Genomic DNA, 25,975 nt, shown 5'->3' with positions numbered 1-25,975 from the left:
GCGCACCGAGCGCCGTCACCGGGTCGAAGGAAAGCATTGCGACATAGACGTTTTCAGCGCCGATACCGAATTCTGACGCGTGCTGGACCGGACCGGCGCCCGGCGAGCCGACCAGGGTGATGGTGCTGACCTCCTGCGCCAGCCGGCCGGCCGCCGCGGCGTAGCACGTGGTGGTGGAGCCGTAGCTGTGCCCGAACAGGTGGACCTTCGGCGCGCTGGCACCGGACCGGGCGACCCGTCCGGCGTAGTACGCGCGCACGTCGCGGGCGAGCAGCCGCCCGCCCGTCGCGGCGAGTCTCGCGTTGCTGGTCTCCGGCCAGATCTTCTTACCGCTCGGCGCGTCGTACCCGATCCACGCGATCGAGGCCACGGTGGTCGCCGAATCCGCTTGTGCCATCGACTCGTACAGGTCACGCGCCATCTGGAGCCGCTTCGTCAGCTTCTCCGCGGTCGTGGTGATGCCCGGCACGGTCAGCGCGACATTCTCGGCGGTGTCGACATCGCCGACCGCGACGACGCAGCGCCCCTCACCGCCGAAGGCGAGCGAATCGTAGGAGAGCAAATGCACCGGGGGCGTTGCGATTCCGGGTCGAACCGCGGACGAACGGGACAGCCCCTCCATCACCGACAGCACATTTCGCAGCTGCTGGCGATCCTCCGGCGTCACATCGCTGGGCCGGAACAGCGCGGCGAGCCATGGCCGCTGCGGCCGCTTCGCCAGCAGGGTCTCCCAGTCCCGCCGCAGCTGCAGCCGGTTCGCCATGTCGCGGACGAATGCCGGTATGCCGTCGGCGTTGCCGATCTCGAACGGATGCGCGTGCACCAGCGCGGACTGGGTTCGGCTGAGTTCATCGGGCGGGGTGTCCTTGTCTCGCAAGGAATCCCACCAAGCGGCATTGGCGGTCGCCAACCCACGGGCGTTCGCGACATCCTGTGCGGTGTGCCCGCGGTGCAGCAGGTCCTGCGGCCGGGTTCCGGGGCCGCGCCGCTCGAGCGCCGCTCGCACCAGTTCCGAATCCGTCGGGTCGGTGGATGTTTCGGCCGGTCGCGGATGGGTGCCGTCGCGGAACCGGAGCATGGTGTCGCGCTGCGGATCGACCGGGCGGCGGCGTACGCCGTCCTCGGGTCGCACTCGGTGCGAAACCCGTTGCACCGCATGTCCGTTACCGCTGCCGATGCGACCGATATTGGCTAGCGACTGGGTCGGCGTCCTGCTGTGCTCGTCGAGGAACCAGTAGTACTGACTGTTCACCGGTGCGGTCGCGGCGAACCGCGGGTTGTCGTAACCCATTGCCTTGAGCGATATCCGGGACAGCGCGGTCTTCCTGGTCGCCGCGGCGCCCTCGACCGGGAATTCGGCGGCGATCCGGATCGCGCCGAATTCGTCCAGGGTCACATCCGCGCCGAGGTCGCGCCGGAAGATCCGGCCCGCCTCGCGCGAAGAGACCGCCACATAGACGTTTTCGACGCCGATACCGTATTCGCTCGCATGCCGCACCGAGCCGGAACCCGGCGCCGAGAGCAGCGTGATCGAACCGATCTCGGTGGCCAGCCGGCCTGCCGCCGCCGCCTCGCTCACCGCGGTGGCACCGTAACGGTGACCGAACAGATGGTTCGTCGGCCGCGTCGCCCGGGTGGTGTTGAACGCCACCACATCCTGTGCCAGCCGCAGACCACCCGCCACTGCCCTGGCCGGTCCCACCGCCCGCTCCCGGCCGCCCGGGGCGTCATAGCCGAGCCAGGCGATATGCGCCGCGGTCACCCCGGAGTCGGTGCGCAACGTCATTTCGTATGCGTTGCGGACCAGTTTCAGCTTGTCCCCCAGCTGCGCGAGCGTCGAGCCCGCACCGAACGCGTGCCAGGACACATGTTCCGCGGTGTCGACATTGCCGAAGGCGACCGCAGCACGGCCCTTACCAGCGAATGCCATTGCCTCGTAAGACAATACGTGCACCACCGGGGTTGCCACGTCTGGATGCACGGCCCTGGCCAACCGGCTCGCCCGCGCCAGCGCCCGCTGGGTGGCGATGAGATTACCGAGATGCGTGCGCTCTTCCGGAGTCAGCTGCGTACCGGCGAGTAGCTGTTTCAGCAGACCGAGCGCGTTCTCGTAGCGCGCGCCGAGGCGTTCGATGTACGCGTCCAGGTCGCGGCGGATGGCCAGCCGGTTCGCCACATCACGCACCGGGGCGGGAATTCCGTCCGCATTGCCGATGAATTCGGGATCAGTGATCACCAGCGCCCGCCGCCGCTCGTGACTCAGCCCGTTCCACCAGTCCGCGTTCGCGCGAGCGTGCTCACGCGCCGAGCCGAGCGGATCCACCTCGTCGGGCGGGCGCAGCAGCGCCGACGGCTCGGCGCGGCTACCGTGCCGTGCGCGCAGCGCGTTCGCGGCCGCTTCCCGGTCGTCATGGGTGATCTCGATGTCCTGCGGCAAACCCGTTCGCGGATCCAATTGCTGGACAAGATCTTCCAACCACTGCTCCGGCGGCCCACGCGGCGCGTCGGGCGAAATACCGTGCTGCTCGGGGCGGCCGATATTGCCCTCGGGATGTGCCGCCGGGTCCGGGGCGTGCGAATGGTTGGGGCGCAACGGCTGTCGATCCGCACCGAACGCGATGCCCGAGATCTTGGCGGTCCGCAGCGTGGCCGTGCCGATCCGCGCTTGCGCCGCCGCGCCGCGACGGTACGGCCGCCACGCTCCCCCGTCGATACTCGGATCGCTCACCATGACCGCCCCGCCACGGTTGGCCATCAGATACATGTGGGCACCGATGCCGTCCGCGTCCACCGCATGGTGATCGACGACGAATACCGAGGTCAATGGATCTTTCGGGTCAAGCAGCCGGTCCGCGATACCGTCGTGCGAGTCGAAAAGCTCCAGGCGGCCGCCGGCGTAGAACTCGGCCTGCGCGCCCGACCGGCCCGCCAGGCCGGGTTCGTCGTCGGGCACGTCGACAGGGAGGCCGAGTTCGTCGCGGCCCACCCGCATGGACCGGTCGACGCAGTCGGCGTTCGCCGGAGCAGGCTCGGTCAGTGAATCGCCCGTTCCGGCGGCGAGTTGGGCATCCCGCTGCACAGCTGGATCGAATGGCCTTGCCACCGGCCGGAATTCGATAGGTGTCGGATCCTCGCCGCCGGGGCGGTGCCCCTCGAAGGTCACCGCACCGACGCGGCCGGAGGCGATTCGGGCGAAATTCGCCAACGCCTCGGTGGGCAGGCCGGTGCGTGGATCGAAACCGAAGTAGCCGTCGCGGATCTTGTCCGGGTTGTCGAAGTTCGACGGGAGTTCGGCGCGAATTCGGCGGCCGGCGAATTCCACCGTCGCCGGGTCGATTCCGGTGCCGTGGTCCAGGAAGCGGCCCTGCTGCCCGGGCACATCGGCGCCGAGCCAGGTGGCCACGTCGCGCGAAGCGCTTGCGATGTAGACGTTTTCGGAGCCGATACCCAGTTCGTCGGCGCGGGCGATCGGCACCCCCGTTGAGGACACCAGCACGATGGTGTCGACCTCGCCGTGCGCAGGCCTGCCGGACCAGGCCTCGACCGCGATCAGCGAACCCGTGCCATTGCGGGCGAAGACGTGCATCCCCGGCGCCCCGACCACGTCGGCTCGCGACGGCAGCACGGCCCGGGTTGCCGTGAGGGCGCGCAGTTCCCGGGCGAGCAGCGCCCCGTCCGCCGCGGCGGATTCGCCGCGGCCCAGCCAGGCGACCACCGCGGGGACGTGCTCGGTATCCGCGGCCACCCCGGCGAGATTGATTGCGGCCGTGAGGTTCCCACGCACCGATCGGGCACTCGTATCCGGCCGCCCCGCCACGTGTTCCGCCGGGTCATCCCCCGCGACCAGCACCGAGACCGACGGCGCGGACTCCGGATCGCCGACCACCGCGACGATCCTGGGCTGCCCGGCCAGGCCGGTCGGCTCATATGTGAGCAATCGAACCGCCGGGCTGTGCCAGATCTGTTGCGCCGCGGACAGATCAGCCTCGACGAGCGCAGCCTGTACGTCACGCAACGTACGCAGCAGCGCACGTTCGTGCTCGTCGAGTTCGGCTTCGTGTTCGGTCAGCGCCGCCACATCGAGTTCGAGCATGCCGCGATTGGCCGCGTCCCGCGCCTCGGGCGGGAGACTGTCGGCATTGCCCACCTCTCGCGGATAAGCGTGCGCCACCGCGGTTTGTTCGCGCTCGTTCAGACCGTCCCACCAGCCGCGGATCCGCGCGGCCCGGCGGATGGGATCGGATTCGCCGGGCAGCAGGTCGCGCGCGGTGGCCGCCGGATCGAGCTTCGCCAACGCGGTGCGAGCCAGCTCGTATTCTTCCTCGGTGGCCGGGGATTCGGCACGGAACCTCGGCTCGGCGGGCACGGGGGCGGGATCCGGTTGTGGGACAGCCTTTTCCAGCCCGGCCCCGATCCGGCCGAGGCGCATCAGCTCGTCTTTCGGGCTTCTGGTCTCGGCGTCGGCGAAGCTGTAGTCGCCGTCCTCGACGACGGTTACGGAATCGGCGACGCCGGCCAGCGCACCCGCCAAATCCATATCGCCGGAATTCGATTCGAAGATATGCAGGTCCGGTGTGCCACGACGCAGACCCCCCGGGTACACCGCAGCGCGGGTGGCGCGCAGCCCGGCAATGGCTTCGGACACTCGCTGCCGCGCCTGCTCGGGCTCGCCGGTCACCAGCACCGCGATCGACGCCGCGTCGACGTCCCTGCCGCGACCGGTTTTACGCATCTCGATGCGCGCGGTCACCTCGTACTGCGCCACCGCCCAGCTCGCGAGATTCTCGAGCGCGTCCGATGGCGTCGCCGAGTCCTCGACCCGCATGGCATGTACGGAAACCGATGCCGCCGAGCCGACCGGGCCGATGCCGATCTGCGCCCGCAGCCCGTGCCCATCCCGCACGACCGAGATCAAATGTACCGAAACCGGTTGGCGCACATCGGGATGCGCGGATTCGATCGAAAGCTCGGCGGCTGCCAGACCCCGCGCCACCCTGACGAGGTCCAGGCGCAGCGCGAGGTCGGCCGGGCTCAGATCGGCCAGCTCGAGCGTATTCAGGCGGGCCAGTTCATTTTCCAGCCACCGCCGATTCGCGCTGTCCCGCGTGCCGATCGGCAATCCCGTCGCATTGCCGATCTGATACGGAAACAGCTCCTCCAGCGCGTTCCGCTCGTCGAAGGTCAGCCTGCGCCACCATTGCAGTCGACGCAACGTGGCGTCCGGATCAGTCGGATCGGAGAGCAGCAGACGCGCCGCCGCCTCCGGTTGTCCCGCATCCACCGCGGCGGCTGCCTCCGGGCTCAGCAGGCGCAGCGCGGTGGCCGCCAATGCTTGAATGTCCGGCGGCTCGGCATCATTCGGCGAATCCTCGGTTGCTCCGGAATCCTCGGTCGGCGCGGAATCCTCGGTCGGCGCGGAGTTCTCGGTCGGTGCGGAATCCTCGGTCGGCGCGGAGTTCTCGGCCGGTGCGGAGTTCTCGGTCGGCTGCTCGGATACCACCGAAATCTGCCCATCGACCCCATACGCACCCGGAACGTTCCGGAAGAGTTCCGAAAACCCGCTGCCCGCAAGGTATTCCCGCTCGGCTTCGGGGAGTTGCAGCTGAGTCAGGTGGTGATACAGGGCCCGCGCGGCGACGCTCGCCCTGCCGCCGTAGCAGATCACCGCAGTACCGGCCTCCGCAAGCGCCTCGGCCAGGTTCAACGTTCCATCGGGTCCGGCGTAGAAGCTGTATGTGGAGAGCTCGGCGCGCAGCCAGGCGTAGAACTCCGCCTGGTCGATCGGCCCAGGGTGGCTCGCGTTGTAGGCGTCGAGCAGCACACCCATTGCCGCGTAGTACGCCGCGGCATCCCATTCGCCGCGAACCACCTCTTTGATTCCGGTACCGACATGCACGGCGTGCATGAGCTCGTGCACCACCGTGCCGAACACCGGATGCGCGGCGCCGACCGAGTAGCGGGACCGCTCGTCCCGGGCCGAGAACGCCTCGAACATCGCGCGGTTGCGGAAGTACCGTTCGTTCAGCACCAGTTCTCGCACATAGTGCGAGACACCGCTGTCGTACAACGGCACGGTCTCACCCAAAATGTCCTCCGCCAAGGGCGCGATCCTGATCCGGCGCACATCGATGTCTGGATGGCGTTCGAATACGGCGCGAATGGCCGCCTTGATCTCTCGGGCCGTTTCGATATCTACTCCGGGCAGATCCAACCCGAAGACCTCGATATCGAATTCCCGACGAATCTCCTCGGCGATATTCACCCGGGCCGCGACATCGTCGGGGTCCTCGTCGGCGACTACGTAAGGATTGTTTTGTCCCCATTCGGCCGCGTCGTCGTGCAGCACCCCGAAGAGGATGTCCTCGCCGACCGTGAGCGATTCCGGTGCGAGTTTGGCGCGGACGAACGATTCCTCCAGCGCCACACGCACATCGAATTGGTCCAATTCGTCGAAGACGGTCTGGCCGAACTGCTCGTGCAGCCATTCCTGGAAACCGTCCTCGCCGCCGGTTTCCGCGACGTAGTGCGCGAGCAATTCGGGCAGCGCGCGCTGTTCGGCCGCCCAACGCCCCTCGAACACCAGCGCGCTCGCGTACGCGCGCGCCACCGCCTCGTACACGCGCTCCGGATACAGCGACCCTTCGTGTGCGAGTGCCGCCTTCAGGATGATCGCTCGGGTGAATACCGGCAGACCGACCAAATCTTTACGGCTGGTGGAAAATTCGGCATCCGTCGATGGCTTGCGGTAACCGAGGAGCGCCTCGGCCCCCGGCTGTTCATCTTTTCCGGAAAGTACGACCAAATCCTCGATGACGGCCAAGTGATCCCGATGCAGATTGTTGATCGACTGCAGGAAGATCCTGGCGCCCTCCAAATCGGCCAGCGGGAACCCGTAGAGACCGAAGTTGTGCCGCTCACTGAACCCGGCGAGCAGATCCGGCAGATTGTCGTAATCCCAAGCGTTCCAACCCCTTTTGCGAGGTTGCCAGGGCGCGGGCCGCTCCTGGTCGCCGGGCAGCGCACCGATGCGGCTGCTCGGCCGATCGCCCGCGTGCGGCGACGGCGCCCGGCCGTTGAGCGGACGCTCGGCCTGGCCGTCGGCCTTGAAAACGATGCCGTACACGCCTTTTACGTCGGCCGGCGGCCTGCCCCAGACATACGCGTAGTCGAGTACCGCGCCATCGACCTGCTCGTGCACCCGCACCTCATCGGTGCTCGTTCGGTACATCACGAACGCGTGCGCGCCGACGCCTTCGGCATCCGTGGTGCCGAATTCCACCGCGCCGATGATGGTTTCGCCGGTGTCGCGCACCCGGTCGGCCATCGCGTCCAGCGACGGGCGACCGTTTTCATCGGTGAAACCGCCGGGATGCCAATCGGCGCCGGCCGCCTCGGCCAGTTCGTCGGCGGTTACCCCTCGGGCACTGACCTCGACGCTGTCGGCGATCGGCCGGATACCGCCATTCCCGGTCCGCTCACGCGCGAACGAAGTGGCTTCGGGTGCACAGTTTTTCGGTCCGCCGCCATGAAGGCTCGCGCGTACCGCCGCACTGTCCGGCCGTAGGTTCTCGGCGCGGTGCGGTTCGGTGGCCGGTTTCGCCCGAGGCGTAATACCCGCCTTCAGGTTCAGGCCGTTCTGGGTCAAGAAATTCGCGAGACGCTGCATGGCCCGCCCGCGCCTGCGCCCCGCCTCGGCCGGACTGATACCCATCGCGGCGGCCGCCGCCGAGCGCGACTCGTCATCGAGGAGCAGCCGCCGCATCAACTCCGCATACTCTTCGGGAAGTGCGGCTATGGCGTCCGCCAAATCATCGCGGGTGGCCCGGTTCACCACCTCGGTGGCTCCGGCCGCGGTGAAAGTCCGATGCCGCCTGGGGACACTGCCGTCATCGGATACCGCGATCGCGGGCCTCGGCGCCGGAGGTCGCGCCTCCGGCAGACCGAACCATGGGCCGGTGCCCGGTCCGATGCGGGGCACGGACGCGCCCCGGTCAACCAGGTAGCGAGCGACCGCGCGAGCCGCCGAAGCTCGGTAGCGGTCCACGTCCAGCACCGAAACACCCAGCTTGCGCGCGACTTCCGCACGCGACTCCCGCGCAACGAACTGCCGCTGCGCCACCGCCCGCTCTATCTCGAACAGTCGCCCGGCGGCGGCCAGCCGCTCAATGGCCACGCGCACCTGTTCCGGCTGCGCTCGCTCGATCACCGCCGTCGCCTCGCGGCCGGTCAGCACGGTTCGTCTGCCCGGCGTGGTCGTGAGTTCATCGGCAACCGGGAGCGGGTCCGTCCTGGTCGGCGCGCCGGCCTTGGACAGCTTGCGTCGCCCGTCGCCCTCGGTGAGCAGGCCGATCACTAGGCGTGCGGCCACACCCTCGACGGCTTGCACGTGTGCCACCGAGATTCCCAGTTCGGCCGCCAGCGCCCGCTGCGCACGCCGGTCGATGAAGCGGCGAATCGCGACCTCCCGCTCCACATCTGCCAGTCGTTCGACCGCGTTCCATAGTTCGGCGGCCCGGACCTGTCGCAGTGCCGCCTTCGCCTCGGCAACGGTCAACTCGGGAGCGCGCGTTTCGGCCTCGGCCAATCGCCGCGCAATATGCTCGCCGACAACATATTCGGCGATCCGGTGTACCGCGGCTCGCTCCAGCTCACGCACCATCGCTTCGGTAACCCGCAGTCGAGCGGCGACCTCGGCGACCGGTCGTTGCGCCCAGAATCGGAGTCCGACCAGCCTGCGCTGATTGCGATCCAACAAGCCCACCGCCCGCTCCAACTCGAGCCGGGTGGTGGTGGCCAGCGCGCCGGCCCGCCAGCCCGGGATCCGGCTGGATTCCGTGGCGAGGTAACTCTGCCGGATCAGGCCGCGGAATCGGGCGAACTTCACCGTGGCCACCATTCGTTCGGCCAATTCGTGCAGCCAGTCCCCGAATTCACGCTGACCGAGCGATGCGATATCGGATGCGGCGCGGGCGAATATCTTCGTCGTGATCGCCTGTGGATCAAGGCGATTCGAAACGTTCTTCGCGACCCATTCGGCGACCGGCCGTTGGTAGAGCGTCCGGAGCACACCGAAGGACGCCGCGTCGCCGCTCTGAGCGGCCGCCACCACAATCCGCTGGCTCACTGCGCTGAGTTCGCTCAGCCCATCGCGGTAGTACACGCCGACCTGAGTCGTACTCACCGCCATCTCGGCGGCGGCATCGTCGATATCACGCCCCTGCAGAACGATTAGTTGTACGGCCTGCCGCACCGGGTTCTCCAGCAACCCGATCGCCTGTTCCAACTGGGTAGGCGCCAGTTGCGACGCGGCATCGACCAGCGCTCGACGCTGCTCGGGGTCGGCCGCCACAGACGGTGTACCGCGGCTGACGGACTCCTCGACGCTGGGCTGCCGCGGCGCCGGCCTGCGGGCCGATTCGGTGCGCAGCCGTTTCGCCGTGTCCGCGCTTGTGGGTTCGGACTTCGCGTTTTCGGGCTCGGTGGTCTGTTGCCGGGACGGATGGCCGCTCGGGAGGCTTCCGTCGCGTCCCACAACTGGCCCCGGCGTGGGGTCGGCGGATTCGCTTGTGGCGGCGGGTAATTCGTCCGGTGTGGGTTCCTCCCAGATCACCACGGCGGTGAGGATGCGGTCGCCCTCGATCAGGAAGCGCCCCCGCATCGCGGTGAGCAGGTCGCCGCGGCCCGATTCCAGTATGCGTCCGCGTGGTTCGACGGTGAAGGTGCCATTGTCGACGTCGAAGACGACGCGGGCGTCGGTGAAGTCGGTGCGCGAATCTCTGGTCAGTCCGAACCACGCCTTGTAAATACTTTCCTTGGCGGAGAACAGGACCCGACCCCAGGGCACGCCGTCGGTCCGCTGGGCGAGCCATTCGACTTCCTCGTCGACCGCCACCGCGCTTTCGATGAGGCCCGGGCGCAAGGCCTCGTTGTCCTCGGCATCGATGCCGATAGACCGCACCCGGGTGGATTCGGTGACAACCGCGGCGTAGTAGCCGTCCTTGTGGGTGAGTGCGCCGATGACGCCCTGCGGCAGCTTGGGCGGCGCGTGTCGCGAATCGGGCGCGACCGGCACGTTGAAGCCGAGCAGTCGCAATGCGACGTGCAATGCCTTGCGGCCGTTGATGATCTCCAGGAACCGGCTCCGCGCCATCTGCGGATAGCCGTCGAGGAAGTGCGCGCGCTCCTCGGGCCACAGGATGGCCGGATCATCGGTGATGTCGGCACCAGCGATCTCGACGGTGTGCAGTTCGGGTTCGGGCAGCAGGCGGCGGAGCAGGCCGCCGTACATCGCCGCCCCGCCTCCCTGATCCGGAACCGGTTGCGCCCCATCGCCATCGGTGGAATCCGACCGATCAGCGCCGTCGGAATCGTCCGCCGGCGATGCCGCGGGCTCAGGGCCGAGCGTCGAATCGCTCTCGGGCGTGGGCACATCGACGGGCACCGACTCGGCTTGGGCGTCCGCTGTCTCGACCGAAACAGATTGCGGCGCCGCAGGTGTGTAGTTCTCGTCGAATTCGAAGAAGACCGTCTTGCCCTCGACGGCGCCGGTACGGGTGTCGCCGTCGTCCAACAGCTGCCAGCCGGAGCGGTGCGCGCGCGCCCTCAGCAGGGCGATGCCGTGCTCGCTATTCGCTTCGTCCGGCTCGGAGGGCAGCACCGAACTCTGGTCGTGCACCTCGACCGACAGCAGCCGGTTGGGTTGGGTACCGGTCACCTCGACGACCACCGATCCGCCGCCGTCGGTGTGCTGTCGCACATTGTCGAGCAGCGCCGAAATCAGCAGCGCCGCATCGTCGATCTGGGTCCGGCGCGTGTCCTGCCAGCCGGTGGCCAGCTCGCGCAACAGTCGGCTCGCCTGTTCGGCCACGTTCGCATCGCCCTGGCGCACAGGCATTTCCAGGTTCAGCGCGCGCGCACGCCTGGCGCCGGTCACCTCGAGGACCGTCCGTGCGCCATCATCGGCGGTGATCACGACGCGGAGCATGCTGTCGGTGACCATTTCCGCCTCGACGCGGGCGCCACCGGCCCACAGCACCGCGGCGACGACACCGGTGATCGAGGCCGCGGCATCATCGAATGCGAGCGTCCGCAGCAGCTTGTGCATCCGTTTGAGCACGGCCGGAACGTCGGCAGGGCCCGCCGTCATCGCGAGGCGCCGCCGCTTCGGGGCGGATTGCGCTGCTTCCGGCGGGTTCTGCTCGCCCGGTCGGTTGGCCCGGGCCGAGTCGTCCAGGCTCGGGTCGTCGGCGTAGACCATGCCCGGGTCGAATCGACGCCCGCGCGAATGCGGACCGAGCTCGTCACCCCGCACCTTTCCCCGAGGCAGATCGAGGGCCTCGGCCACATCGACCGGCTCGCGGGGCACCGCACTGCGGGAGGCGAGCCGCTCGGCCGGCTCCGACAGCGGCACGGGGCCGTCGTGCTGTGTCGCCACGGTGGTCCGCGGCGTCGCTTCGGGGGTGGGTTCGGTCGCTGTGGTGGGCGATTCAGTGGTCCCCGGGTTCTCGTGCGAAACCACAACGGCGGTGAGGATACGGTCGCCCTCGATGCGGAAACGTCCGCGCATCGTCTGCAGCAGGGCGCCTTTGCCCGATTCCACTATGTATCCGCGTGGCTCGGCGGCGAAGGTTCCGTGGATAGGGGTTCCCTCGCCGACGTGGAAGATGATGCGGACGTCGGTGAAGTCGGTGTCCATATCACCGGTCAGCGTGTACCACGCCTTATAGACGCTCTCCTTGGCGGAGAAGAGGACTCGGCCCCAGTGCACGCCATCGGCGCGCTGCCGCGCCAACCACGCGATCTCCTCCGGTACCGCGATCGCCTCTTCGATGAGGCCGTCCGGTGGCGCCTCGTTGTCCTCGGCGTCTATACCGATCGACCGCACCCGAGCCGCGTCAGCCGCCACCGCGGCGTAGTAGCCATCCTTGTGCGTGATGGATCCGAGGACGCCCGACGGTATCGTCGGCGGCTCACCCAGCGCACCGGGCAGCACCGGCGCGTCGGCGACGCCGAGCAACCGCAGCGCGCCATGAAGCGCCCTGCGCCCATTGATGATTTCCAGGAACCGACTGCGCACCATCTGCGGCTGACCATCGAGCATCGCGGCGCGTTCCTCGGGCCACAGCACGGCCGGGTCGTCGGTGATATCGGCACCGGCGATCTCGACGACATGCAGCTCCGGCTCCGGCAGCAGCCGACCGAGCATGCCGCCGTCCAGCTCACCAACACCGTCCTGACCCACCGCCGGATCCGAACCCGATTGTGCGGCATTATGTTCGGCGGCATCCGGCTCGGCGGGCCGTTCGCCCGTCAATTGCGCCGCATCGGCCGCGGTGAGCAGTTCGGTCAGCTCGAGCAGCCGATGGATCTCCGGTGCGCCGGTCTCGGCGGCGGCGCGGCGCAGCTCCGCTGATGGGTCGCCGGTCTCCGGCTCGAGGTGATCCGCCAACTCGGTTACGGCGAGCAGTTGCGCCAGGTCACGCTTCAGCTCGGCGCCGCGTCCCCGCAATTCCTGTAGGGCCGCGTCGTTCCAGTCGTCCTCGATGATCGCCCGGGCGTTCTCGGCGTGGATGGCGTGGTCACGGACCATCTCCTTGCCGATCCAGTGCACGAGCTCCGGCAGCCGACCGCCCGCGACGGCACGCCGCCAGCCCGCGTCATCCAGGCAGCGCAGCTGGCGCTGCACCAGCTCGATCCCCTGGCGCACGACATACCAGCGCAGCCGCACGATGGACAGCTTGATACCGAGCAGGGCGGCCAACTCCGCATACGCCTCTTCCCTGGCGGCCGGGCCGAGGGCGGCGCCGCGCGGGGCGACGGACTCGGCGGCGCTCGTCTGTTCGGTCGAATCGCCTTGGGACACAACGGGAGTGTTGTTCTCGTCGAATTCGAACGCGACCACCTTACGCTCCGGGTAGTCCGCCGGGCCCATGTCGCCGTCGTCGAGCGAATACCAGTGGGCGCGGTGCGCACGAGCCCGGAGCACGGCGATGCCGTGGTCACTGTTCGGGTCGGGTTCGGACGGCAGCACCGGGCTTCGGTCGAAGACCTCGACGGCCAGCAGCCGGTTGAGCCGCGCCCCGCTCACCGCGATGGTCACCACCCCGTCGCCGTCGGTGTGCCGCTGCACGTTGTCGACCAGCTCGGTGACCAGGAGCACCGCGTCGCGGACGTGCGTGCCATCGGTGTCCTGCCAGTCACCGGTCAGCGCACGCAGTTGTCGGCGCGCGTAATCGGCGGCCTCCGAGTCGTCGTGCCGCAGCGGCAGGTCCAGGCTCAGTTCTCGCGCGCCTGGATCGCCGGTGACGTCCAGTGTGGTCGCCTGCCCGTCGGGTGCGGTGACAGTGATGCGAACCCTGTTGCGGCCCACCGGCTTTGCTGTCACATGGGCATCGTCTTCGAGCGCGTTCGCGAGAACCTCGTCGACCGTCGCCACCACATCGCCGAACCCGAGCGCGGGCAGCAGCTCGCCCACCGCCGCCCGGACCGGCGCGTCGGCACCGGGTGCGACCGTCGAATCGATCTCGTTGGGTCGCTGGGTGGTGTCCGCCCGCCCGGCAACATCCTGCGCGTGGGCCTGCGCCTCCCGGGGAAGTTCGGGATCGTAGGCGTTGAATGTCCCGAACCGTCCCGGATCGACCCGCGATCCCTTCTTGCGCGGTGCGGGCTTGTCCAGCACATTCGGGTCGGTGTCCGGGTCGGCGGGCCGACCGGCAGGCCGCGATTCCTCGGCCGACCCGTTCGACGCGCCACCGGCGCGGGCGATTTCGGCGGGGAGGAGCGCGGCCAGCCAGTGGAGCATCCGCGCCCGCAGCAGCTCGCTCTCCCACTGTCCGATACCCAACGCCTCGGCCGCCTCGGTGACCGAAAGATCCTGCCGCACCCACAGTTCGACGTGGCGCTTCTGCTCGGGCGACAGTCGATCGATCACCCGCTGTACCGCATAGGGGTGTTCGTTCAGCGCGGTGTCGACGATCGGCTTCGCGGTGCCGGCGATCACCCTCGCGGCAGCGACGAGCGCCCCCGTATTGGCGGTCGTCAGTTGCCTGGCGCCGGAGAGGATCGCCGCCAACTCGTCCATCGCCCGGTGCTCAACCTCAGCGAGCCGGGAGTCGTTGTAGCCCAGGGTTGTTTTGGCGCTCTCGAGCGAAAGCTGTTCCAGGAAACGTTTTTCGGCGAACTTCCGGGCATCGCCGCGCAGTTCGCCGATGGCCGCGCGCAGCGCGTCCGGATCCTGCTGCCGAATCACGTTGACCAGCAACGCCGCCGCGGTGGGCGCCTTGCGGCTATCGGCCAGCAGATACTTGCGGAATTCCAGGAGGGCCCGCTGTTCCCGCGAACGGAACGGGTGGGGCGCCAAATCCAGCGCGGCCCCAACCGCGTTGCGCGGGCGGCCCTCCCAGAACAGCGCGGTCAGCAGTGCCCGCTCGTCCCGTCCGAGGTCGTCCAGGGCACGCCGGATGTGGGCGCCGCTCGCCCGGTACAGCGAGCTGAGCACGCCACGGAACTGGGCGGCGACGCCGAGCTGCTGCAGGGCCTTCGCCATCAGCTGCGCGAAGCGCGGCGCGCGGGTGTGTTCCTCGGTCACCGTGCGGGCGATACCGAGCAGCCACGGATGCACCGCCCGGTCGCCGAGCGCGGCCAGTGTGAGATCGGCGCGCGCGAAGACCTCGTCGGTGATGCGCCGCGCGAGTTCGGGATCGCGAACAACTGCGTGCGCCCTGCGCATGATGTCGGCTCCGAAAAGCTCCCGCAGCCTCGTATACGCGGCCGGGTCGCCTGCCGCCGCGGCCCGCACCAACGCCTGTCCCGCGTCGGTGGATCCGTCGGGTTCCGCCGGATTGGCGCGGGCCGCCTCGTTCACTCGCGGATCGTCGGCATAGACCTCACTCGGGTCGGACTGCCGACGACGCAAGTCGCGTGGCGCATCGATGTCTATGCCGCGCGCCCGGCTCGGATGCAGATCGAGCGCTTCCGCGGGATCGACCGGCCGACGCGGATCGACGGCACGGGCGGTCGCGCCTTTGTGCGACAAGGCTGCCGAATTCTGTTGCGGCTGTACATCTTCCAGCTCCGCCGGGATGGCGTTCCTGGCCGCCGACAGCTCCTGGCGCACTCGAACGACGTCCAGTTCCTCGGGTGCCACGCCGAGCAGATCGGCCAGCCGCGCTCGTACCGCATCCCGAGTGCGGTCGAGCTCTGTCAAGACCGGCGAACCCGGGAACAGCTCACGGTGGTCGACGCCGTACAGCCGGGCGAGATGGGTCCGCGCTATACGGAAATCGGCGAACCGCACTCTTTGGTCCGGATGCAGGTTCTCGGCGGCGTCGTACCGGTTGAACTCGTCGACGACGAAGCGCAGATCCTCGATGCCGAGCAGCTGTTGGGAAAGTTCGATGCGCTCGTCGCGCCGCGGCATCCGCTCCGGATCCGGATCGGCCCGCCCGACCTGTTCGTGGCCGGTGAGCGCCTCGATGTCCCCGGTCCAGGTCGCGCCCGAGTCGGCAAGCCATGCGGTCAGGCGGCGGTGCAGTTCGGCGGCCACCGGAGCCGACTCTTCGTTCAGTTGGACATTCTCGTAATGGGCTGTCACAGCGCCGTTTTCGCGTTCGAAGACCACTGTGACCAGGCCCGGCTCGCCGCCGCGGACCGGATTGAGTTCCAGCGTCACCGACAATCGCCCGGGCGCGGACTGCGACGCGATGAGGCGCACCCAGAAGAAGTTGCCGAAACCGGAGAAGAAGAGGCGGGCGCCCGCGCCACCGCGGTCGATCAGCTGATCCACCGTGAGCCTCGGCTCGTCGGAGCTCCACAATCCGCCCTGATGCTCACCGCGGAAGTAGACACCGTCGAGATTCACTCGGAGCCTGAGCAATTCGTAACGCAGCTGCGCCGACGGCATCAGCTCGGCGAGGAAGTGGCCCTTCATGAAGTCCGTGAACAATCCGCTGTACGGATCGATCCACTTCAGCTCACCTTCGACGATCAGCCAGGTGCCGTAGGCGGCGGGGCCCTGCCGCGGGTCGGCCCACGTGCGATACAGCCCGATATGCCCGGCGTCCCTGTCACGCGTGGCCCGGAAATCACCCGGAGTCGTGCCCATCACGAAGATCTCACCGGCCGGGTCCGAGTTGTACAGGGAACCGTCCGCCGCGCGGAACAACCCGTCCTCGTCCACGGTCGGCGCGGTGTAGCGGGTCGTGCCAGGCGGATCCGGCCGGTGGACCATCTCCTCCACCGGCTCGACCGCGCGGTATCGGTCCTGGCTCGGCGTGACGCCGCTCGGGTAGGCGGACGCGGCGCGCGGCTGGGCAGGCGTCGGCTCTGTTGCCGGAACATCTTGTGCCGCTACCGGTTCCGTGGCAGCGGCGGGCGCGGTCGCGGATGGTTCCGGTTCCGCGTCCAGCTGGAGGGCCGCGCGAAGGTCGTCGAGTTCCGCATCGGAGAACATGGCGCGTTCTTCATCGGTGAGCCCGGCGAACTGGTCGGCGTCGGCCGGCGGCGCGGGATCCGGATCATCCTCGGGGTGGATTGTTCCGATTCGGCGTACTCCTGCGCGGCCCCGAGCACGGCAGCGAGTTCCTCTTCGGAAAGAGCGTCGGAAAGAGCGCCGAGCAGATCCGCGTCCAGCAGGGAACCCGGGTCCGGATCGTCCGCGGGCACCGGCGCTTCCGATTCGGCGTACTCCTGCGCAGCCCCGAGAACAGCGGCGCGTTCCTCATCGGAAAGCATGTCGAGCACGGCCGGGTCGAGCTGGAAATCCGGGGCCGGATCGTCGGCGGGTGCGCGGGTACCGCTGGCGCCGGATTCGTCGCCGGCCACGTAGTCCAGCACCATCCAGCGCGACTTGCCGACGACGAGCGGGGTGATGCCGTTCGCCGCGCTGGTGCGCGCGACTATTCCACCGCCGCGGCCGCGTTCGCCCTCCTTGGCGAGAATCGCGTCGCGGTCCGCTTCGGACACCAGTCCCTGGGCGACCGGAGCATCTTCGGACGCAGTGATTTTCGGTGCGCCCGAACTGGTGTCGATGACCTCGACGAGCACCTTGTCGCCGATCCACCACATCCGCAGCCAGACCGGTGTGGCGGCGGATGTGGTGGCTTCCAGCGCGTTGGCGGCGAGTTCGGAGACATTGAGCTTCGCGTCGTAGATCTGCTGGACGCCGAGCCAGCCGAAGGCGCGCAGCTTTTCGTCCGCCCATCTGCGGGCGACTCCGACGCCCGCCAGGCGGTCCGTGCCAGGCAGTCCAACCGTCAGTCGACCCAATTCGCCAGTGCCGCCGGTGAATTGGACGTTCTGTGCGGTCAGCCACGGTGTCAGCTGCTGATGCAGCGCACGCAACGCGGCGGCCACCCGCATCGGCTCGGCTCCGAGCTCGATATCGGTGTAATGCGCCGTCACAACGCCGTTTTCGCGGGTGAACACCAGCGTCACCTGTCCGGGCACACCGCGAACCGGGTTGAGCGCCAACGTCACCGAGAATGTATCAGCGGTGCGCGTGCTGTCTACGACGTCGACCCAGGACTCGTCGAAGGCGGCGCGGAACATCGTCTCGTCGGACTCGAACCGCGGCAGGTCGTTATCGATGAGTGCGTCAACGCTCGGTTTGTCCGCCTCGGGCTGCAACAGCTTGCCCTGCTCCGTTTCGCCGACCACAACATCGACACCGTGGCGCGACAGGTAGAACCGGAGCTGCGCGGTGGAGCGCATCTGATGCGCGGCGGCGCCGAAGTGCGCACTGTTGGGCAAGATCTGGCCGACGATCCGGCCGTTGACGACCTTCCAGACGCCGTACATGGCGGGACCCTGGTCGGGGTCGTCGAACGCCCGTTGCAGAGTGGGGTGAATCGTTGCGTCGAGCCCACCCGAGAAGATCTCTCCCGCAGCGGTGATCAACAAGTTGTCACCCAGCGGATGGCTGTTGTACGGCAGGTCGTCCGAGCCGTAGACGATGCCATCTTCGATATAGACCCGGTTGACGTGCTGCGTCGCCCACACCCGCGGATTGGCAAGTTCCGGTTCGCCGACGGGCGCGGTTTCGTATTCCGGTTTGCTCCCCAATGCCAGTGGCGGTTCGTTGCCGTGCGGGTCCGATTCGTACGTCGACGCGCCGATACGCAGATCCGCGGCGGGCGGCGTCGCATTCCGGTCACCGCCCCTGATGAGGATGTTCTCGCCGTTGCGCCAGACCGCCGCCCACGTCTCCTGAGTCTCCTCCGGAGTCGCACCCACCAACTCGGCCAACGACACCATGCCATCCGGACCGAAAAGACGTTCCTGCCCTTCGGAATCCACGCCGTGATACGTCACCTCGACACCATCGACACGGAACACGTGCACACCACCCGCGTTGCGGCCGCGGTACTCGACGACGTACGAGTGGCCGCCGACATCGATCGAGCCGTGGCGAGTCGCGCGCCGGTCGAGCACCCAGGCCACCGCGCCACCACGCTTCTTCGACCAGCCCTCGGCGATCAAGCCTTCCAGCAGGCTGGCATGGCCGGATCGCCTTGCGCCAGTGGCGAATCCCATCAACCGAGCACCGTTCAGATGCGGTTCGGTCTCGTCGAACAGCATCCCGGTCAGCCGGTCGGCGGGCAGTCGCGGCACCGTCACAACCGGACGCGGCTGCGTACTATTCAGCCGCGTGAAAGACTTTGGTACACAGTCGTTTACGCCCTCGCGCTCCTGCTCGGCGAGTGCGTCTGCAAGTAGTTCCGGGTCGTTGGCCTGTGCTTCGAAGGCATTGATCAGCGCGTGCTGGGCATCCACCTCGGCGCGCAGCTTGTCGATCGCCGCGGCGTCGGGGGCCGGGGCCATCAGGCCGGTGACCGCCTCGCCGAACTTCGGAGCCGGACGCAGCTGGCTGAACAGCGTGCCCGCCTTGAGCGACTTGTAGATCCGGTTCGTCTTGGCGGCGGTCGGGTTCTCGGTCAGGTCGGCGTCCACCAACCGTAGATAGTCGCGATCGGCCCCGTTGACCAGTTGGGCGCTCGCAGCCCAGTTCCGCAGCGCGGCCCGGAATTGCTCGCTGTCGCCGCCGAGTTCGAGCGCGCGCCGCAGCGCCGCGCCGCGCGGAACCGACATGCCGTGGTCGGTGACGCGCGGATCCCAGTCCAGGATGCCCGGGCGCTCGCGCAGCAGCCGCGCGAGCCGATCGATATCGGCCGCCCGATCCGGCCGCAGCCGCCGCAGATCCGCAATGGCCGCAGCCGAATCCGCCCGCAGCGCATCGAGATCCGCGCGCAGGTCGTGCAGTTGCTTGTGTAGCGCGTGGAACAGGTCGATATCGGCCAGGCTGCGCGCGCGATCGGCGAATGCCTCGATCTTCAGCGCCCGCAGGCCGTTGTCCATCCGCAGTCGGGCGATGACCTCGGCCAAAAGCTCTGGATCCGAACCGATCTCATCCAACGACACACCCAGCTGACGCGCCAGCTCGCGCAGCGGTACCGTCGGCGCCTGCGCGGGTGCGGGCGCCGGATCCGGCGCCACCGCGGGCCGCAGCGAACCGTCGCCGTCGCGCAGCAGCGTCACCGAGACCGTGCGTCCGTTCATGTCCGCGCTCAGGTGACGGACCTGCTTCGGCGTCTCGACCGGCTGCGCGTAAACCTTTCCGGCCGTAGCCGATTCGCCGCTGCCGTCGACGTCCGCACGGAAGTACGCCTGCCGGTACTCCAGCTCCATCGCGCCCGCGGTGAGTGCGCGCGCCAGTTCCGCGTTGCGCGGATCGTCCAGCGCGTCGGCGAGGACCTGATCGTGATTGTCCGTGTGGTCGAACACCACCAGCCGCGGCCGCGCACCGCCGGGCAGCACCGCGAGCGCGGGTGCGCCGTCGACCGGCGTGCCGTGTTCGGCCGCGACCCATGCCTGAACGGCCATGTGCGCCACCAGATCGCCGAGTTCGTCGACCTCGTGGTCGGCCCGCGTGAAACCATCCGCGAGCGCCTCGAAATCCCTGATGTCGGCCAGCATTTCGCCGCCCTTGGCATCCAGCGACCGCAGCGTCCGGGCCAGGTTGGCCGATCCGCGCAGCTCTTCCGGCCCGAGGCCGAAGAATTCGGCCCACGCGAACAGCGCGTACCGGATCTGCTCACGCAGCAGCGTCCGCCAGAACAGCCTGCGGACCACCGGGTTGTCGCTGTTGTGCTCGAGGTTGTACCAGCGCCGGGGCGGGTTGGGGTTGTTGTTGACGGTGATCGGGATGCTCTCGGTCGCCTGCCGCTGACCGTTCAGCCCGAGGGCATGGTCCATTTCCTTGGCGAAATGCTCGGCCGCGTTCGGGGCGGTATGGCGGCGGTGATCGAGGAAGGGGACGCTCGCGTCTTCGGCGTTGTACTGCTCGGCCGCCTGGCGCAGCGCCGTCACGGTCGCCGTGTGCCGCAATCCGAGGTAGCGCATTTCGGCGACGGCCCGCGCGACCGACTCCGGGCTCAGATCCGGGAGTTCGATCCCATGCCGGTGTGCGAGCTCGAGCAGCGCATTGGCCCGCTCCTGCCAGGTCTGCGCCGCCGTATCGAATTCGGCCTTCCAGTCGAAGAATTCGCTCAGCTCCGCGGGTTCGTGCGGTTGCGCGGAGGGAATCGCTTCGACATGCTCGCCGCCCAGTTGGGGCACGTCCACAGTCGGTGCTTTCGCCGGCTCGATCGGGGCCTGCGGCGGATGTGCGGTGAGACCGAACCTGTGGTCGAGCCCCAACCACTGCCACCTGGTCTGCTGTGCCAGCAGGTACAGGCGTGGAACCTCGTCGTATTCGGGAATGTAGGCCCGGCCGTCGCGTAACCGCGCCGTCGGCAGCATGCCCACGTTCTCGCCCACCCGGCCACGCAGCATCCGGAAGAACGCCTTGCGCCCCCGCCACAGTTTCATCGACTGCAGCGTGGTGAAGAACGGATCGATCAGATCCCAATCGTGGTGGATGGAGTACTTGTCGGCCTCGCGCACCACATGGTTGTCGATGTGATCACCGGCCAGCACCCGGATGTCGTGGGCGTTCATCTTGTAGAAGTCGGTGTTGAAGCCGCTGCCCAGCGCGTACTGGATCTGCCCGCGGTGCCACGGCATGCGCTGCTTGATCCGATCGAGCAGCCGACCGAGCGCCGACCGGCCGTGCGCCGCGGGCTCCCGGTCGCCGAAGGCGGGCGCGGCCAGCCGCTCGGTCAGCCGCACCCCCACTTCGCCGTCCGCGCCCTCCATCAAGCGCGCCGGAATCCGCGCGCCGTCGAGTTCGATGACGACGTGTTCCGGGCCCAGCCCCGCGGCCTGTGCCGCGTGCGCGAGATCGTTCACCGTCACGGCCCGGTCCAGCACCTCGGCCCGCAGCCGCTGGATCGTGTCGTCCAGCACGTCGGCGGCCAGTTGCTCATCCCGAACACCGAGCATGCGCGCCAACGCATCTCGGCGCTGCCGCCCCTGCTCGCGCACCGTCGGGTCGACCCCGTCGAGGTTTTGGCGCGCCGCGGCGTGCAGCGCCTCGACCGCGGTCGCCCGGCGCAGCACCCGATCCCGTTCCACGGCAATGGTTTCCGCGAGATGCGGCGCGGTCAGCCGCGCCGCGGGCACGCCGAGCGCCGCGGCCAGGCGGTCCCGCGCCTGTGCCGCCGTCTCCATTCCTGGTCCCGACTCGGCCGGTATCGCCGCGAGGTTCGCTGGGCCGAGCCGGTTTTCGAACTCCGCCGGGCCCGTGCGCAATTCCTGGTCGGCCTTGCTCGCCATCACCCGCAGCGGGTGCTCCAGATCGCCCAGATCCTGGCCGACGCCAAGCTCCTCGGAAAGCGCACGGGCGTAACGGCGTTGGCCGGTGGTCAGCGGATCCGGTTCGCCCGAACGTCTTTCGGGTGAGTCGGCGAAATATCGCATCGACTCGTACAGCGGATTCCTCGGGGCCTCTGGCGTGTTCTGGCCGATCCGCATGTCACCGCGCGGCGGTGCGGCGTTCGGATCGCTGCCATCGGCGGGTACGACCACACCACCGTGCCAGACCGCCGCCCAGGTCTCCTGGGTCTCACGGCGGGTACCACCCGTCAAATCCGCCAGCGAGACCGGCGCGCCGGTTTCGGGGTGAGCAAACCATTCCCGGCCCTGGGCGTCGGTGCCGAGATAAACCGCCCGCCGACCATCGACATCGAAAACATGTGCACCGTCACCGTTTCGGCCCTCATAGCCCACCGTGTAGGAATGCGCACCAACACCGTGCGCGTCAACGGTTGCTCGGCGATCGAGCACCCAAGCGGTCGCGCCTTCGCCGTTCTCGTCCAGACCCCGGCCGATCAACCCGTGCAGCAGCTTCGCATGCGCGGAACCCGTTGCGTCGGTAGTGAATCCGGCGACCGGCGCACCATTCAGCAATGGTTCGGTTTCGGCCCACGAATATCCGGACGGATCGGTCGGGTCCGCCTCCGGCACGGTGACGACCGGGCCCTGCCGCACCGTCAGTCGACCGAGCGAGTCCGGGACGCAGTTGTTTTCGTACTCGTGCAGCGCGTATTCGACATCTGCCATGCCGCGCCGCGAAATCTTGACCGACAGCGTCTGCTGCCCTGCCTCGCCGGTCACCTTGCCCGAGATCTCGATGTCGTGGCGGAAGACATCGTGCGACAACGGATCCTGACGGATCGTCCAGTCGACCAGGCGACCGAATCGAGAGGAACTGCGGGTCGCCCGATTGGCCAGGTCACCGATGCTGGGTGCGGCCACCTCACCGGCCAAACGTGCGACGGCGCGCCGCGCCTCGGCGATCTTGGCCTCCGGCCAGCCGTGCATGGCCAGGGCCATATCACCGAGCACCTTGTCGAAGCGCTGCCTGCCCGGTGCGATGTAAGGATCGCTGAACCGCCGAGTACGCGCGGGATCCGGTGTGTAGGGGTTCGTTTCGGGACCGCCACCGACATCGTCCGCCCGCTTGCCGGTCAACCTGCGGTACACGCCACGTTCACCCGGTTCCGGAGTCAGCGGCGGCCGCTTGGCATCCCAGTCGTAACCGAGCTTTTTCGCATACGCGGCGGCATCGGCCCACCGGGCGGTCGGATTCAGCGCGAGGTAGGCGCCGCGAGCCAGCGCGGCCTCCATACCGATGACATCCGCGCGCGAGAGAGTTCCATCGATCGCCCGCTGCCACAACTGGGCGACATCCGGCAGGCGATTCAGCTCTGGATTGCGCAGCAACTCATCGCGAATGGTCCGCAGGTTGGCGATGACCTCGTGGCGCGGACGAACGTTACCCGCGCTGTCGCGCAACCATGTGGAACCATCCGGATGTTTCGGCAGCGTGGTGCCCTTACGATCGCGAACCCACGGCTGGTTCGGCGCATTACGCACCCACCGCTTCCGATCCCCACCGGAATACCTGACCGGGTCCGCGATCGCCTGATCGGCGATCCTGTGCAACAGGCTGTCGCCGTGCTGGGTCCGATCCTCCTCGAACCAAGCGAATTTCGCATCCGCCGTCGCTTGATGGCGTTGCCGCGCAGCCTCCTTCGCATCCCAGTACGGCTTGATGCCCGAAAGATCGACGCTGGGGCCGTGGTACGGCAACGGGGCGCTGCCGTCGAGCCCCGACGCCGACGGACCGCTCGGAATACCCAGCGGCGCATGCGGCATCAGCGGAATCGGGTCGGTCCGGTCCGGGAACCAGTTGTACTTCCGCAGATTCCGCGCCAACCGCACCAGCGGAATGACATTGAGCATGTTCTTCGGATGCGGAATCCATTGCGCCGCACCACCGACCATCCACGAGATGCGCGGATGCTTGCGCGCGAACTCCGCCGACAGCGGCAACCGGATCGAACGCCCCGGCTCCTTCGTCGTCGGAATCCACCGCGTACTCCACAACACCACACGCCCAGGCCACTCGTGATTGCGCAGGAAATTGACCACCCACCGATGCTTCGGAATCGACGCGCCGATCCGAACCGTGTAGATGAACGCGTTGAAGATGTAATCGCCGAGATCGGAGTGGTAGGCGTGCACACCCTTCGGAACCATGAACAATGGCTTCGACAACGGAATGTTCTGCGGGTAAACCGATTCGAGCGTCTCACCATCTTTGAAGTGATGATCGAAGGAGCCGATCGCATCACCCATCGCGGTGATCGGAGCCTTCGCCAGGAACGGCGGCTGCGGCACGGTCCAACGCGCCGGGTATCGACCCTTGGGCCCCTTCTTGATGACGACCCCGGGGCCGAGCGAGGACAAGACGCGGGTGCCCTGATAACGGCCCCCTGCATCGACCAGAACCTCGCTGAACCGGACGTCGAACGGGAACGCCGTCGACCGCGCCAACCGGATCGCGACCTCGACATCCACACCCAGCACCCGCTGCAACGCCTGACGGTAATCCGTCGTGCCGGTGTCCCCGCCGACAACAACGATGCGCCCGAACGCGATCCGCCCGTCATCGTGCAGCCCGCTCGGCACGACACCGACGCGGTCCGAAATCGGGATCGCGCCTTCGTCATGCAGCGCACGCAATGCCGCACGACGCTGCTGAAGCTCGGCCAGCGCCAGCTCCGCCCGACGTATCTGGTCGAGCGTCGCGCGCAGGTCACGCACCCGCTCCACCGCGGTCGACGGCGCCCGATCGCTCATCGGATCCAGTTCGGCCGGATCCGCGATGCCGAACCGGCGCGCCAGCTCGGCACGCGCCTCCCTGGCCTGCGCCAGTTGTTCCAGCAGATCCGCGTGCATGCCTACGGCCGCTTCGTACCGGTCGACAAGCTGACGCTGAGCGGCCTCCGCCGGCGCGAATTCCGCTCGGATACGGTCCAGTTCGCGTCGGATGTGCAAGACGGCCGCATGCTTGTCCGCGGCCGGAATCGGGGCCGACAGCGTTCGGTCGAGTACTGCCCGCAGCGCCTGGATTTCCGCCCGCGGACGGGCGAGCGCCTGCTCACCGGCCCGAACCCGGTCGCGCAGTGCCTGTTCGGCGGTGCTGGCGCGGCCGAGGTCGCGTTCCAGACCCGTTACCGAATCGGCTCGTTCGAGGGTGCGGCGGAATTCCCGCGCCGCGGCGTCGCCGCCGAGCGCTGCGGTGAATTCGGTTCGCAGCGCGGCGAGGCGGGCCCGCAGCGCATTACGCGCCGCGACGTTGTCAGCCAGCTGGAGGCGAATCACCCTGGTGCGCAAGCGATCAGCGCGTTCACGTACCCGATCGGCCTGCTGCCCGGTGCGCTGTGCCCGCTCGTCCAACTGCTGGGCGAGGTCGTCGTCGCCCGCCGCGCGCGCGGCCCGCGCGTCGGCAAGCGCCGCGGCCGCGCGACCACGCAGCCGCAATTCCTCGGCGAGCACATCGCGGATCTCCCGGACCGCCGCGCGAACTTCCGAGCCATGCCCCGGTTGCCGGGGTGCCGGTGTCGCGCCGAAGAGGTCGGCGGCCACCAGCTCGAGCGCGCGGCCCGGGTTGGCGAGCAGACGTCCGCCGCGCCACATCACGGCGGCGGTCTGCCGGACGTTGTCGATCGAACCGCCGGCCAGTTCGGTCAGCGAAATCGATCGCTGCACGTCGGCGGGGTCCTCGAACCACTGCCCGATGGTGCGGACGTAGGTCCTGCCGCCGATCAGGTAGGTGTGCACGCCGGGTGCGGTTTCGCCCTGGTAGGTGACGGCGAACGTGTGCCCGCCGACGCCATCGTCCGCGTTCGGAACGTTGCGCAGCTCGACCACGAAACCCGTTGTGCCCGCGCCGTGTTGCTCCATCGCATCGAGCAGCGCGCCGTAATCCGCGCCGCCGTTCGCATCCTCGAATATCGTCGGCCGCGCGCCGCGCAGCAATCCCGCGACGATCTCGCCGTCCAGGCCGAGCCCGTCGCCGAGTTCGGGTGCGGGCTCATCCATCACATCGCCCTGCTGTGACCGAACCTCGGCCGCCGTGTCCGCGACACAGGTGTTGCGGTCCGCACCGGTCCGGCCCTGGATGGCCCGGGCCAGTTGCTCCGCGAGCTCGGCCGGGTCGCCCGCCGTCGCCGGGCGCGGATGGGCGGTG

Annotated in this window: 2 protein-coding genes (both only partly in view); both read right to left on the bottom strand. The window is 68.5% G+C overall.

Annotated features, from left to right (window positions below; translation table 11 throughout):
- Positions 1-16,450: the 5' portion of an alpha/beta hydrolase gene (locus F5544_RS05420; protein WP_167472155.1), read on the bottom strand. 7,517 nt of this gene lie to the left of the window's left edge; only the first 16,450 of its 23,967 coding nucleotides appear in the window; its start codon is at positions 16,448-16,450; its stop codon lies beyond the left edge, outside the window.
- Positions 16,348-25,975, bottom strand: partial view of a GntR family transcriptional regulator gene (locus F5544_RS05415; protein WP_167472154.1) — the final stretch only. It continues 19,742 nt past the right edge of the window; only the last 9,628 of its 29,370 coding nucleotides appear in the window; its start codon lies beyond the right edge, outside the window — the gene reads right to left on this strand; its stop codon occupies positions 16,348-16,350. Before F5544_RS05415 ends, F5544_RS05420 begins: the two co-directional genes overlap by 103 nt.

The organism is Nocardia arthritidis (genome assembly GCF_011801145.1).
Taxonomy (GTDB): Bacteria; Actinomycetota; Actinomycetes; order Mycobacteriales; family Mycobacteriaceae; genus Nocardia; species Nocardia arthritidis_A.
This window is presented reverse-complemented; position numbering and strand designations above follow the sequence as displayed.